Source organism: Parabacteroides sp., from assembly GCF_977054455.1.
Map to the genome: position 1 here is coordinate 64,461 of NZ_CDRTCT010000012.1, position 13,964 is coordinate 78,424.

The window sequence follows — 13,964 nt, forward strand, 5'->3', positions numbered from 1 at the left end:
TTAGCCCTCGTAAAGCATAGCTTTATGTTTTTCCGGATCGAGTCGTGTGAAAACAAGCCGTTTCTTTTGCATCCGGGAAAAATAAAAAAGCAGTGGGGAAAAAGCTATTATTGATTATCAGTTGTTTATGGTGATAGGTGACAGGTGAAAGCCTGTCACCCGTAATAGGGGCGATGGCGCCGTGCCTTGCGTGTACCCTCCGCCGGATCAATCGGCATATATATCAGTTACTCTTCAATCTCCATCTCATCCAGCAAATATCCCGCTCCGGCATATTTGTCCATGATGAAAAGGACGTAACGGATGTCGACGATGATGCTGCGCTGGTAGTCGGGGAGATACTGGATGTCACCGCCGACTCCTTCCCAGTTGCGGTCGAAATTGATGCCGATCAGTTCGCCGTTCGCGTTCATCACGGGGCTACCGGAGTTCCCTCCGGTCGAATGGGTGGTCGCGCTGAAGGCAACCGGCATTTTTCCGCCGGGAGCTTTGTAACGTCCGAAATCTTTGGCGGCATACAGTTCTTTCAGGCGGGCGGGCACTACGAATTCCCAATTGGTGGAATCTTCTTTTTCCATCACGCCGTCGAGGGTTGTCTGGTGGCCATAGTAGTCGCAATCACGCGGGCTGTACCCTTTTACCTGTCCGTAGGTGAGGCGAAGGGTAAAGTTGGCGTCGGGGAAATTGGCACGATCGCCGTACATGGCCAGCAAACCTTTTACATAACTACGGTGAGCCATTGCATATCCATCCTCAAACTCTTTTAACGCATTCTTCAGATGGGCTTCCTCCGTACGGACTGATTTGGCGAAAAGAATCATCGGGTCGTTTTCCAACGCTTTGACAGACGGGCGGGAGAGGAATTTGTTGAAGTTATCTTCACTGCCGAAGATGGATTCCTCGAACAGATAGTCGACGAACCGGTCCGTGTCTCCCTTGAACTTCTTGTCGATCTGTTCGAAATAGGCCGGTTGCACTTTCGGATCGACCTGGCTGCGGTATTCTTTCAGCATCACTTTGGCGATTTTCCGGTCTACATCGGCCGAGTAATTGTTGTTGGCGAATCCGTGATAAGCCCGTTCCAACAACCGGAGCTGTTCCTGCCGCGCGTTTTTATCTTTTCCTTTCAAGGCTTCTATGACAGCATCCGTTTGAGTCGGCACACTTGTGAATTCAATGCCTCGCAGGATGGCTTCATCTAACATCCAACTGCGGAAACGCAGGTCTTTGCGATCCGATACGATCTGTTCGAGCGCCATCAGGGCGTCGGGATAGTTCGGTTCGCACATTTTGTTGGACCAGGCGATCAGCTTGTCCTGTTCCTCCTTTTTCACTTGTTCGAAATTGCGCTTTTTGATGGCCCAGTTGCTGCCGATCGCGTTTTTGTAGGCATTCGTCGAGCCTGCATATTTGCTGGCATACTGGATCCGGACAGCGGGGTCTTTCAACATTTCGTCCAACATGACTTTCTGACGCAAGTCGCGGATGTGGATGCGGACCGTGTTGTCGATGTCGCGGCGTTCCGCCACTTCCCAGGAAGTATAGTATTTATTGGTACGGCCGGGAAATCCCATCATCATGGCATAGTCGTTTTCCTGGACGCCCTTCAATGAAATCTTGAACCAGCGTTTCGGGCGAAGCGGCACATTTTTGTCGGAGTAGGGAGCGGGATTGCCGTTCGCATCGGCATAGACGCGGAAGACGGAGAAGTCGCCCGTATGGCGCGGCCACATCCAGTTGTCGGTGTCTGCGCCGAACTTCCCGATCGATGAGGGAGGAGCCCCGACCAGACGGATGTCGGAATAGATTTTCTTTGTGAACATGAAATACTGGTTGCCGCCGTAGAACGCCTTTATCTCGACTTCCGTGCCCGGATTGTCCTGCAGGAACTTTTCTCCGGCTTTCGCTTTGGCCAGTCCGTTCAGGAATTTGGGAGAGAGGAAGTTCATGCTGTTGGGATCGGTGTCTTTTTCCAGTTCCTTTTTCACATAGTCGGTCACATCCTCGATTTTGTCGATAAACGTGACGGTCATGCCGGGGTTCGGAAGTTCCTGTTCGCGCGACATGGCCCAGAAGCCGTCTGTCAGGTAATCGTGTTCCAGCGTGCTGTGGCGTTGGATGCAGCCGTAGCCGCAATGATGGTTGGTCAGGAGCAATCCTTCCGGCGAAACGATCTCGCCCGTACAACCGCCTCCGAATATGACGACGGCATCTTTCAGGGAAGCCGAGTCGGGGCTATAGATATCGTAGTCCTGCAATTTAAGTCCCAGTGCTTGCATTTCCGGGAATTTTTGTCCTTTCAGCAAAGGCAGCAACCACATGCCTTCATCGGCTACTGCCGGTAGCGACAGGATGGCTGCCGCGAGGGAGATGATGAGTCTGTTCATTGATTGATGATTTATGAATTATGAATTATGATTTCAGGTTTATGACTTTATCGTTTTCATAAATCATAAATCTGAAATCATACATCTTACCATTGTTTATACGGATGTTTTGTCAACATCGAGTTGTAGTAACGACGATCTCCGCTGACCTCTTGTCCGACCCAGTCAGGCCGTTCAAAAGGCTCGTCCTCGGATTCCAGTTCGATTTCCGCTAAGATCAGCCCTTCGTTGTCGCCGTGGAAGACGTCGACTTCCCAAGTGTGTTTTCCGACAGGAACCAGATTGCGCACTTTGTCGATGGCACCGGGTTCGCAGAGTTTCAACAGTTCTTCCGCATCCGCGGGCGGTATCTTCTGCTCGAACTCGTAGCGGCTCAACCCTTTCTCGTCCGATGCGCCCTTGATCGTGAGGAATCCTTCTTTCCCCCGGATGCGTACCCGTACCGTCCGTCCGGGTTGCGAGCAAATATATCCTTGCACGATACGTTCGGATTTGGAAACTTGTTTGCTGAAATCCCCTTTTACCAGAAATTTCCTTTCAATTTCAGTCGCCATGATCATTTGATTGTTACCATCGTCGCCCCGAAGCCGTATTCACGGAAAGAGGCATCCTGGTAATAATATTGTTTGTATCTTGTTTTCAGCTCTTTCTCGATTGCCTTGCGCAGTACCCCGTCGCCTTTACCGTGGATAAAGACGATTTTCTGTCCTTTGTTGGCGGCATATTTGGCGAGCACTTCATGGAATTTCTCCAATTGGTAGTTCAGCATGTCCGCATTGCTCAGCCCGTTGGTGTTGTCCAGCAGCTCGGTGATATGCAGGTCCACTTCCAGAATCGAGCTGTCGGTCGCTTTCTTCTTGACGATCGTTTGGGGAGCACGGCGGTCTTCGTGCACCTTCTGCTGCATGGCTTGCTGGAGTTCGGCAGCAGAGATCAGCAATTCTTTTTCGGGGATGTCCTGGCGCACGATCGGGTAGACCATCGCATCTTCATCGAAGAAATCGTTTTCCATGAAGCAGTGTTGCTTATAGAATTTGACCGTATCGAGATGGAGTTCTACCGAAATGGCATTCTTCAATGAATAAGGTTTGTCTTTTTTGAAAGCGATCAGTTGCACGCAGATACGTTCCAAGTCGTTCAGTCCTTCTTTGCCGAATTCTTCCAGGAAAATCTGTGTGTTCGGTTCCACGATGCCGTTATATCGGCTGATCCAGCTGTTGTTTTGGCGATTCATATAATTGAAGAACAGATAGTAATTGCTGTCGTTGATGAAATAGGTTTCATAGCCGCTTCCCTGCATCACCTTGGCAGGCTCTATCGGGAGGTAAGCCAGGTAGATATTCAGCCGTTCGCCTTCCGCGGTCTCTGTTACCTTTTCCATTTCGGGTTGGGGTTCCGGTTTCTTGGGTTGCGTGACAGGTGCCTGTGCCACGGAAGGCAGCGGTGAACGCCGGGAGCTGTGTACCTGCATCTCGCTGTCTCCTACGACTACACATTCGCGGATCAGCGCCGGCACTTCGAACCCGTCTTCATCTTCCACCAAAACCTGGTCTTTCCCTTTGAAACTGCGAACGACACCTCCACCGGTGCTGTTCAGGAAACGCACTTTGTCTCCTACTTTTATGTTACTCATAATGCGATTTACTTTTGTTATTTGCCACAAAAATAGTAAATCCTGAAGAGTAATCCCGGTTCTTGTTGATATTTTCTGGTTTGATATTTTGGGGGGATATGCTTGTCAACTATTTTTGTTTCAAAGAAAATTTCAGATTGAAACAAAAGTTTCAGAAGTTTCTTGAGCATGAAAATAAATTTTCACTTGCGGGAAACTTTATTTTCATACGGGAGAAACTTTTTTCTCATGCCGATGAGAGTTTGTGGTACAGGGCGAAAAACAGCTTCTGATTATGATGGTGGAAAATATTAATTTGTACTTTTGCAGGCATATATAGAGATTAAGAAGTCATGACAACAAAGACGCAACAGATACGCATTGAAGATTTTGATTATCCGCTGCCTGACGAGCGGATCGCCAAATTCCCGTTACCTAAACGGGATGAGTCGAAACTCTTATTATATAAAGAAGGAAAAGTCAGCGAAAGTATATTCAAGCATATTACGGATTACCTGCCGGAAGGTTCCCTGATGGTATTCAATAATACGCGGGTGATCCAGGCGCGTCTTCTGTTTCAGAAAGAGACTGGTGCGAAGATCGAGGTTTTCTGCCTGGAACCGGTCGAGCCGCATGATTATGCTTTGGTTTTCCAGCAGACCGAACGTTGCCGTTGGACTTGTCTGGTCGGCAACCTTAAGAAGTGGAAAGAAGGGGTTCTGCGTAAGGAAGTGCTGTTGGATGGCGAGACAGTTGTGCTGAAAGCCGAAAAATTGCAAACCTGCGGGGATAGCCATCTGATTGAATTCACATGGGATCATCCGACTTGTACGTTTGCCGACCTGTTGGATGCTGCCGGCGTTTTGCCGATTCCTCCTTATTTGAACCGCGAAACCGAGAAAAGCGATTTGCAGACTTATCAGACTGTCTATTCCAAGATAAAAGGTTCGGTTGCTGCGCCGACAGCCGGTTTGCACTTTACGCCGGAGGTCCTGGCAGATATCGATGCACGTGGTATCGGAAGGGAAGAACTGACGCTCCACGTCGGGGCGGGGACGTTCAAACCCGTGAAAAGCGAGACGATCGAAGGACATGAGATGCATACCGAATTTATCTCGGTACGCCGGAGTTCGATCGAACGGATCAAGAATAACCTCGGTAAGGTTATAGCAGTCGGCACGACTTCGGTCCGTACGCTCGAAAGCCTTTATTATATGGGTGTCACGTTGGCTTCGAATCCGGATGCCACTGCCGAAGAACTGATCGTCAAACAGTGGATGCCTTATGAAGAGGCGAATAATAGGTTGACGGCTGATGAAGCGTTGCAAAATATCCTGGATTATCTGGATCGGCACCAAGCGGACAAGTTAGTGACGGCTACCCGGATCATTATCGCTCCGGGCTATGAATTTAAAATCGTGCGCGGTATTGTGACCAATTTTCATCAACCGAAAAGCACGTTGCTGTTGCTGATATCCGCCTTTGTGAAAGGGGATTGGAAAAATATTTATGATTATGCCTTGGGGCATGATTTCCGTTTTTTGAGTTACGGGGACAGCTCGCTGTTGTTGTAATGATCATACAATAAATAGTACATAATCCTGTTTATATAAAACATAGATTATAGCAAATGAGACAATTTACCCCATATTTGTTCCTGTTCTTGGCAGTGTCTTTTCTGTATTCCTGTAAATCAGCGAAGTTGAGCGATGCGGAAGAGAAGCAGCGTATCGGCGAATATTTTGAAGCGGCGGCCATTTACCGGAAAGTATATACGAAGACTCCTCCTGCCAAGCGGGACTTGCGTGGATATATCGCTTTCAGGATGGCGGAATGTAACCGTTTGATCAACAATACGCCGCGTGCGACCAGCGCTTATATGAACGCGCTCAGGTACAAATATCCGGACAGTATCGTGAATCTTCGCCTGGGGCAGATGTACCAGAAGAGCGGACGTTATGGGGAAGCAGTCAAATATTACAACGACTACCTGCTGGCGGAACCGGGCAGCGTATTGGCCTTTAACGGCGTGACCGGTTGCGAGGAGGCCGTGAAATGGAAACAGTCGCCGACCCGCTATACGGTGAAGCGGATGGACAAGTTTAATTCCCGCCGTTCCGAATTCAGTCCGATGTTGTACGGTGAAAAGTACGATCAGCTGTATTTTGCTTCTACCCGTACCCCGAAAGGAGCCGGGAAAGATAAGGAAGAAACGAATAGTGCCATCACCGGACAGCGTAACAACGATTTATTTCTGGTAAAGCAGGACGAGAATGGAGCTTGGCTGGCTCCGGTCGAACTCGAAGACGAGGTGAACACCGAGTTTGACGAGGGAACGCCTTCTTTTTCCAAAGACGGGAATACGATGTATTACACCTATTGCGCACAGGATCCGGAAGGGCCGCGTACTTCTGAAATCTATATATCTTCCCGCAGCAGTGCCAAATGGGGAAAAGGAACCAGGGCGAATATCGTAAAAGATTCGGTGACGGCTCTCGGCCACCCTTCGATATCGCCGGACGGCAAGTATCTGTATTTTGTGTCGGATGCCGTTGGCGGCTATGGAGGCAAAGACCTGTTTCGGGCGCGTGTCATGGGGAGCGACTTCGGCCCGATGGAGAATCTGGGGCCGGACATCAATACACCGGGCGATGAGATGTTTCCGTATGTGCGGGATTCCGTGACGCTCTATTTTGCTTCCGACGGACATCCGGGAATGGGCGGGTTGGATCTTTTCAAAGCCACCTTGGACAGCACGGGCAAGTGGAACGTCGAGAATATGAAAGCGCCGATCAACTCTGCCGGCGATGATTTCGGCATTACGTTTGCCGGAAATAAGGAAAGCGGCTTTTTCAGCTCCAACCGCAATGACGCGCGTGGGTATGACCATTTGTATTCCTTCGAATTGCCGGTTATCACTATCTTTATCGAAGGCATCGTGTCGGATGTGGACGAGAACCCGATAGAAGACGCAACGGTCCGTATTGTCGGCAAGGACGGTCTGAACGAAAAAGTATTGGCCAAGAAAGACGGTAAGTACAGGGTTGAACTGGAACGTGATATCCGCTATGTGATGATGGCAAGCGCACGCGGATACTTGAATCAGAATTTTGAGTTGAAAACAGGGCCGGAGGAGAAGAACGAAACATATATCGTGGACTTTTTCCTTTCCCCGATCAGTAAACCTGTCGTGATCGAAAATATTTTCTATGATTTCGACAAGGCGACTTTGCGTCCGGAATCGAAGAAGGCGTTGGACGAAATGATCAAGATGCTGAACGACAATCCGAACGTCACGATCGAGTTGGGAGCGCATACCGACCGGAAAGGTTCGGAACAGTACAACGAACGGTTGGCGCAACGGCGGGCACAGTCGGTTGTCGACTATCTGATTGCCGGAGGGATCGCCCAAGACCGGCTTGAGGCCAAAGGGTATGGCGAAAGCGTTCCTAAAACAATCAATAAGAAGATGGCCAAGAGTTATGATTTCCTGAATGAAGGAGATGTCCTGACCGAAGAATTCATAGAAAAACTGACTCCTGAACAGCAGGAGATTGCAGACCAGATAAACCGTCGGACGGAATTTAAAGTCTTGCGGACGAACTATAATTTATTTTGATTTATCAATTAAGGTAAAAAGATATAAGGACCTCGAATTTCAACCTGTAGCCTGTAAGAGGTTATCTATAGAGCACCGGCATTTTTTTCTGAATGAGCCCGCCGGTTTTCGGATAACCTCTTACTTTTATGGATGAGATCGTTAATTATTTGTTCCTCCGGTTTTTTAATTGTTGATAAATCATATCTTTGTAACGAATAAAAACAAGATACTATGAGAATAAGAATGCTTTGCCTATTATTTTTTACATTGATCTTTAGCGCCTGCAACGGCCAACAGACGAAGAAAACGGAAGCAGGAAACACGAAAGAACGTGTTTTTCAAATGGTTTCTGTCCCCAGTGTCATTACGGAACCGGAGGAACGCGCCGCTTACCTGGTAAAACATTATTGGGATAAGTTCGATTTTACGGATACGACTTTGATCCATCTCCCGGAAATAACGGAGCAGGCGACTTCCAACTATATCGATATGATGAAATATGTCCCGGCAGAGGCGGCTGCTTCTTCTATTAAGGATATGATGCATAAAGCGTCGGCAGACAGTACTATGTTTGCCTATTTTGCCGGTTTGTATGAAAAGTATCTCTATGATCCGAATTCTCCCATGAGGGATGAGTCTTTGTATATTTATGTGCTGGAAGCTGTTTTGGAAGCTCCGGTCCTGGATGAGGTCGGCAAGATACGTCCGGCTCATTTGCTCGAATTGGCTCTTAAAAACAGGGTGGGAGAACCGGCAACCGATTTCACGTACACGCTGGCGGACGGTAAGAAAGGAACTTTGTATCATACGAAAGCCGATTATCTGCTCTTGTTTTTCTATAATCCGGATTGTCATGCCTGTAAGGAAATTACGGACCGGCTCGCTGCTTCGCCGCTTGTGGCGGAGCGGATCAAGAATAACAAGCTTAAGATCCTGGCCGTTTATCCGGACGAGGACCTGGAGGCCTGGAAAAACCATATTTCTTATATGCCTGCAAGCTGGATCAATTCTTATGACAGTACGGTGAGTCTGAAAAATGACGAGGTTTATGATCTGAAGGCAATACCGACCCTTTATCTGCTTGACAAGGATAAGAGAGTGGTGTTGAAGGATGTGACATTCAATCAGGTAGAGAATTATTTAAAACAATAACAAATGATATGAAAGTAAGGACTATTTTATTATCAATGGCTTTGGTTGCCGGAGTCAGCCTGAATGCTTCGGCTCAGTTTAAAATCGGAGGTAAATCCATCAATACTAAAAAATTAGTGAATGCAGCATCCGATGCGGTAAAAGCGGTGACTTTGTCGGACGAGGACGTGGCTGCCATGGCTCGCGAGTATATCCAGTGGATGGATACGCATAATGAGGTTGCCGGACCGGAAACGGAGATGGGACAGCGTTTGGCAAATCTGACGAAAGATATCAAGGTCGAAGGTCTCGATCTGAATTTTAAGGTGTATAATGTGATCGACGTGAACGCGTTTGCTTGCGGCGACGGGAGTGTTCGTGTTTGTGGAGGTTTGATGAAGATTATGGATGATAATGAAGTGCTGGCCGTTATCGGTCATGAGATCGGTCATGTTTTACATACGGATTCGAAAGACGCCATGAAGCAGGCTTATCTGACTTCGGCCGCCAAGAATGCTGTCGGGGCTGCCAACAATACGGCTGCCAAGCTGACCGATTCGCAATTGGGGAGCCTGGCCGAAACGCTTGCCGGTGCACAGTATTCGCAAAAGCAGGAGAATGCGGCGGACGATTACGGCTTTGAGTTCAGCATCGCGAACGGTATCGATCCTTATAGTATGTATAATTCGCTTAACAAGCTCTTGGAACTAAGTGCGGAAACTCCCAAGTCATCCAAGTTCCGCCAGTTGTTTTCGAGCCATCCCGAAACACAGAAACGCGTCGAAAGGATGAAAGAAAAAGCGGATGAGTACACAAAGAATCAGCAATAAACTGTTAACCACCTTTAAACAGGAGATTTGCAGGTTAAAATAATGCTAAAAACTTAAATATTCTGCCGTAAAACTATGCTGAATAACATAAAACTCGTATATTTGCACTGTGTTTTTCATGGTATTAGATTTAAGGTTAGCAATGAAGATTGGTTGTCGTGATGACAACCTTTTCTTTTTTTAGTCCCTTTGTACTTTTCTTTCCTTTCGAAAGTTTTTAAGATTCCGAAATAATATTACTTTTGTGTATTGACTAAAAAACTAAATAGTGTGGATACAAGAATAAAACTACGGGTGCAGGGTTTAACGAACAGTCAGATACAGTCTGGCGCTTATGCCTTGATCCTGGCGGAAGAAGATGGCGTTCGCCGCATACCTATCATTGTCGGAACGTCGGAAGCCCAGTCAATCGCGATCGCTTTGGAACGTATCACGCCTCCTCGCCCTTTGACGCATGATTTGTTTGCGACCTTTGCACAGGCATTCGGTGTTCGTTTGTGTGAGATTTTCATCTATAAGTTTGAAGATGGCGTGTTTTATTCCGAACTGCTTTTTGAGGATGGAATAAAACAGATCCGCTTGGATTCACGTACTTCCGATGCTATCGCTATCGCTTTGCGCGTGAAATGCGATATCTATACGACACTCGAGATCGTCCGCGGATGTGGAGTCGTGCTTGAAGATGCAGCGGAAGAGGTCGATAAGGATAGTGATGATTCCATTCTGGCTATGGAGCCGGAAGAAATACAAGATGAAGCTCAATTGAAGAAGTGGCTCTCTCTTTTGGATGCCGATGAATTGTCGGACCGTTTGGACGATGCGATCTCCGACGAGAATTACGAGTATGCAAAGATGTACAAGGATGAAATACGACGCCGTGAAGAGGAGGGCGGGGCCAGATGATGGAACAACAACTTGGTTTTAGTCTTGAATCTTTTTTACGTGGTATTCTGGGTATTGCTACTGTTTTGGGGGTGGCTTACCTGATGAGCTACGACCGGAAACGGGTCGATTGGAAACTGGTGGGGGGCGGATTGTTTATGCAGTTTGTCTTTGCCCTTGCCGTGTTGTATGTTCCGGTAGTCGGGATCGTCCTGGAATGGATGGGAAAGGCTTTTATCAAGTTGATGGATTTTACCCAGTCCGGGGTCGCTTTTCTTTTGGGGCCGCTGGTAACCAAAAGTGAAGGGTTTATCTTTTTGTTGAACTCGCTTCCTGTGGTGATTTTCTTCTCTGCCCTGGTTTCTCTGTTTTATTACTGGGGGATTATCCAGCGCGTAGTGGGCGGGTTTTCCTGGGTGCTGCGGCGGTTCATGAATATTTCCGGAGCGGAAGGACTGGTCACGTCCGGCAATGTGTTTATGGGAATGACGGAATCGCCTGTTTTGATCAAGAATTATCTGCCGGCGATGAACCGGTCGGAAATATTCCTGGTGATGGTTTCCGGGATGGGGACGATAGCCGGAACGGTGATGGGAACTTATATCGGCATGTTGGCGGGAGGTGATCCCGTGTCGAGGGTTTTGTTTGCGAAGCATTTGCTCTCGGCGTCGCTGATGGCGGCTCCGGGCTCTATCGTCCTGGCTAAAATCCTTTGTCCGCAGACAGAAAAGGTCGACGACCGCTTGGTGAAGATGGAGAAGATCGGACAGCATTCCACTGCCTTGGACGCATTGGCGGCCGGAACGTCGACCGGTGTACGCCTGATGGTGAATATCGCGGCGATGTTGCTTGTGTTCATAGCGATGGTCGCACTTGCCAATTATATCCTGGAGGGTGTGATCGGACGCTATACCGGGCTGAATGGCTGGATCGTTTCCGTTACGGACGGGAAGGCCCAGGGATTGACGTTCCAGTTTATATTGGGAGTGATCCTGTCTCCTTTTATGTGGCTGATCGGTGTCCCTTACCAGGATGTGATGCTGGTCGGTTCCTTGTTGGGACAGAAAACCATTTTAAACGAGTTTGTGGCTTATTTCCAGCTACAGGAATGGAAAGATGCCGGTTTGTTCATGTCTCAGAAATCTATTTTAATGTCTACCTATATCTTATGTGGTTTTGCCAATATCTCGTCTATCGGCATCTTGCTGGGAGGAATGGGCGTGCTGGCTCCCGAAAAGAGGGAACTGATCACCCGTTTCGGTTTTCCGGCTATGATTGGCGGTGCGTTGGTATCGGTACTTTCGGCTACGATTATAGGAATGATGTTGATTGTCAATTGACAATGGGGAAATCTTTTAATTTTTAATTTTCAACTTTTAATTTATTCAAGTGCAGATATTTTATACGCCGGATATAGCCGTGAATCCGGAGCTTCCGGAAGAAGAGGCCGGGCATTGTATTCGTGTACTCAGGCTAACTGAAGGCGACGAGATCTTATTGACGGATGGCAAAGGTTCCTTTTTTAAAGCGGCAATCAGCCGTGCCCATCCTAAACATTGCGAAGTGAATATCCTGGAAAAGTGGGAACAGCCTGCTTTATGGAACTTCAATCTTCATATAGCAGTGGCTCCGACCAAGAATATGGACCGTATGGAATGGTTTGCGGAGAAAGCGACCGAGATCGGCATCGATGCCATCACTTGCCTGAACTGCCGTTTTTCCGAACGGAAGGAGATTAAGCCTGCCCGTTTGGAAAAGATCTTGGTCAGTGCAATGAAGCAATCACAGAAAGCGACTTTGCCGGAACTAAACGGGATGACCGATTTCCGTACGTTCGTCAGCCAGCCTTTTGACGGTCGTAAGTTTATTGCCCATTGCGAAGAAGGGGTAAAACCTCTCTTGAAACAAACGTATCATCCGGGTGAAAACGCACTCGTCCTGATCGGTCCGGAAGGAGATTTCAGTCCCGAAGAAATAGCGCTTGCCCTAAAACAGGGATTCGAACCCATTTCATTAGGCGAGAGCCGTTTGCGTACGGAAACGGCGGCATTGGTCGCTTGCCATACGATACATGTGTTGAATCAATGATAAGAAACACAATGACCGAAAAAGAAAAATGCCGTCTCGGCCTGTTGTACGATGCCAATTATGATCCGGAAATATTGGCGGATCGTGAGCGTGCAAAAGAATTGCTTTATGATTATAACCGTTTACGTCCTTCAGAGCAGGCAGGACGGATGGAACTCCTGAAGAGACTTTTGGGGAAGACCGGGGAGAACCTGATCATCGAACCTCCTTTTGCCTGCGACTACGGGTATAACATAGAAGTAGGGGAGAATTTTTATGCGAATGTCAATCTGGTTATACTGGACGGGGCAAAGGTCCGTATAGGAGATAATGCTTTTATCGCCCCCAATGTCGGCATTTATACGGCAGGACATCCTTTGGACGCATCCGATCGCAACAAGGGACTGGAATATGCTTACCCGATCACGATCGGTGATAATGTATGGATCGGTGCCGGAGTGATCATCCTCCCTGGTGTTACAATTGGTGATAACGTGGTAATCGGAGCCGGTAGCGTGGTGACAAAAGACATACCCGCCTGTTCGCTCGCCGTAGGGAATCCTTGCCGGGTGATCAGGAAGATCGGGTAGAAGCAGGCTTCTTTGCAAGCAAGACGCATTGATATCGGGTATTTTATTTTTATCCATTTCCTTTGGAATTAAGAGAAAATCTCTATATTTGTGGGTAAACCAATAAATGTGTAATGAATGGAAGTCTATCTCAACGAATATCACAAAAAAGTAACTATCGAGAAACTCAAGTCGATGGCCTCTTGGAAAAAGCTGAAACTTTCGCACGAGGAGTGCTTGAAACACTTGAGTCACTTACGGGAACAACGGCTTGCAAGGGAGTCCAAATTGCAAGATTGAAAGAGTGGGCCATTGAAAATGCCTGTTGGGTTGATTCAATGGATGAGTTGGGAACTTTTGTGGACCGGGGTTCCGAGAATGAAGTTTATTTGTCAAAAGGGAATAGCCAGTTTATATATAAACTCAATGATTTTCGCTATTCGGATGATAATCTTTCTCCCTTTTTCTTTCGGTTGAAAGCCCAACAGAGGTTATTTCCGGATTGTAACTATGTGCTCATGGGGTTTTCTACGAATAGAGAAGGAAATGTGTGTGCGTTGTTAGCTCAAAAGTATGTTATTTTTGGGCGTGAAGCTACAGAAGATGAAATTCACAATGAATTTTTGAAACTCGGATTCCATGCGGAAATGGATGGAGAGTATTATACGAATGGAGAGTACGACATATTCGATGCCTCTCCCAATAATGTGCTTGTGGGGATAGATGGCGGTCTGTATTTTATCGATACGATTATTTATAAGTCTGATGAAATGAATCTATCCGTTTATAAAAGCCAATCTCCTAAGTATTCAAATAACGGATAAATATTAATGTGGCATATAAGCATGCTATTTCGTTCGGACAAGTAACCGGGTAGCCAAGATT

General features: G+C 47.4%; 12 protein-coding genes. 9 read left to right on the forward strand and 3 right to left on the reverse strand.

Annotation, left to right across the window (positions count from 1 at the left end; genetic code table 11):
* Positions 1-227: 227 nt before the first annotated feature.
* From ACW6QF_RS07680 to ACW6QF_RS07690, 3 genes are all read right to left on the reverse strand, one after another.
* On the reverse strand, positions 228-2,387 hold the full coding sequence (locus ACW6QF_RS07680) for a S46 family peptidase (RefSeq protein ID WP_456087371.1): 2,160 nt from the start codon (positions 2,385-2,387) through the stop codon (positions 228-230).
* An 86-nt stretch (positions 2,388-2,473) separates the two neighbouring features.
* Positions 2,474-2,941, reverse strand: coding sequence for a CYTH domain-containing protein (locus tag ACW6QF_RS07685; protein ID WP_456087372.1), 468 nt, complete (start codon positions 2,939-2,941; stop codon positions 2,474-2,476).
* Positions 2,942-2,943: 2 nt separating this feature from the next.
* Positions 2,944-4,020, reverse strand: a complete 1,077-nt coding sequence (locus ACW6QF_RS07690) for a DUF2027 domain-containing protein (protein WP_456087373.1) — start codon at positions 4,018-4,020, stop codon at positions 2,944-2,946.
* A gap of 332 nt (positions 4,021-4,352) precedes the next feature.
* Between ACW6QF_RS07690 and ACW6QF_RS07695 the strand changes: the two genes are divergently transcribed.
* From ACW6QF_RS07695 to ACW6QF_RS07735, 9 genes are all read left to right on the forward strand, one after another.
* Entirely contained in the window at positions 4,353-5,573 is a 1,221-nt protein-coding gene (locus tag ACW6QF_RS07695; protein WP_456087374.1) for an S-adenosylmethionine:tRNA ribosyltransferase-isomerase, read from the forward strand.
* 56 nt (positions 5,574-5,629) lie between these two features.
* Complete coding sequence (porE, locus tag ACW6QF_RS07700) at positions 5,630-7,618, forward strand: PorE family type IX secretion system protein (RefSeq protein ID WP_298554901.1); 1,989 nt, start codon at positions 5,630-5,632, stop codon at positions 7,616-7,618.
* 213 nt (positions 7,619-7,831) lie between these two features.
* Positions 7,832-8,752 (forward strand): DUF5106 domain-containing protein, encoded by a 921-nt coding sequence (locus ACW6QF_RS07705; RefSeq protein ID WP_456087375.1) that lies wholly within the window; start codon positions 7,832-7,834, stop codon positions 8,750-8,752.
* Between the two features lie 8 nt (positions 8,753-8,760).
* Entirely contained in the window at positions 8,761-9,561 is an 801-nt protein-coding gene (locus ACW6QF_RS07710) for a M48 family metallopeptidase (RefSeq protein WP_456087376.1), read from the forward strand.
* A 270-nt stretch (positions 9,562-9,831) separates the two neighbouring features.
* Positions 9,832-10,464 carry a bifunctional nuclease family protein gene (locus tag ACW6QF_RS07715; protein WP_456087377.1) on the forward strand — a complete coding sequence of 211 codons (633 nt, stop codon included), beginning with the start codon at positions 9,832-9,834 and terminating at the stop codon, positions 10,462-10,464.
* Positions 10,461-11,783: a NupC/NupG family nucleoside CNT transporter gene (locus tag ACW6QF_RS07720; protein WP_456087378.1), complete on the forward strand. Its 1,323-nt coding sequence runs from the start codon at positions 10,461-10,463 to the stop codon at positions 11,781-11,783. The genes ACW6QF_RS07715 and ACW6QF_RS07720 overlap by 4 nt, the downstream gene beginning before the upstream one ends.
* A 49-nt stretch (positions 11,784-11,832) precedes the next feature.
* Complete coding sequence (locus ACW6QF_RS07725) at positions 11,833-12,531, forward strand: 16S rRNA (uracil(1498)-N(3))-methyltransferase (RefSeq protein ID WP_456087379.1); 699 nt, start codon at positions 11,833-11,835, stop codon at positions 12,529-12,531.
* 11 nt (positions 12,532-12,542) lie between these two features.
* Positions 12,543-13,100, forward strand: coding sequence for a sugar O-acetyltransferase (locus ACW6QF_RS07730; RefSeq protein WP_456087410.1), 558 nt, complete (start codon positions 12,543-12,545; stop codon positions 13,098-13,100).
* Between the two features lie 113 nt (positions 13,101-13,213).
* A complete protein-coding gene (locus ACW6QF_RS07735; RefSeq protein WP_298554921.1) occupies positions 13,214-13,903 on the forward strand; it encodes a putative polyvalent protein kinase domain-containing protein in 690 nt (229 codons plus the stop codon).
* Positions 13,904-13,964: the final 61 nt, after the last annotated feature.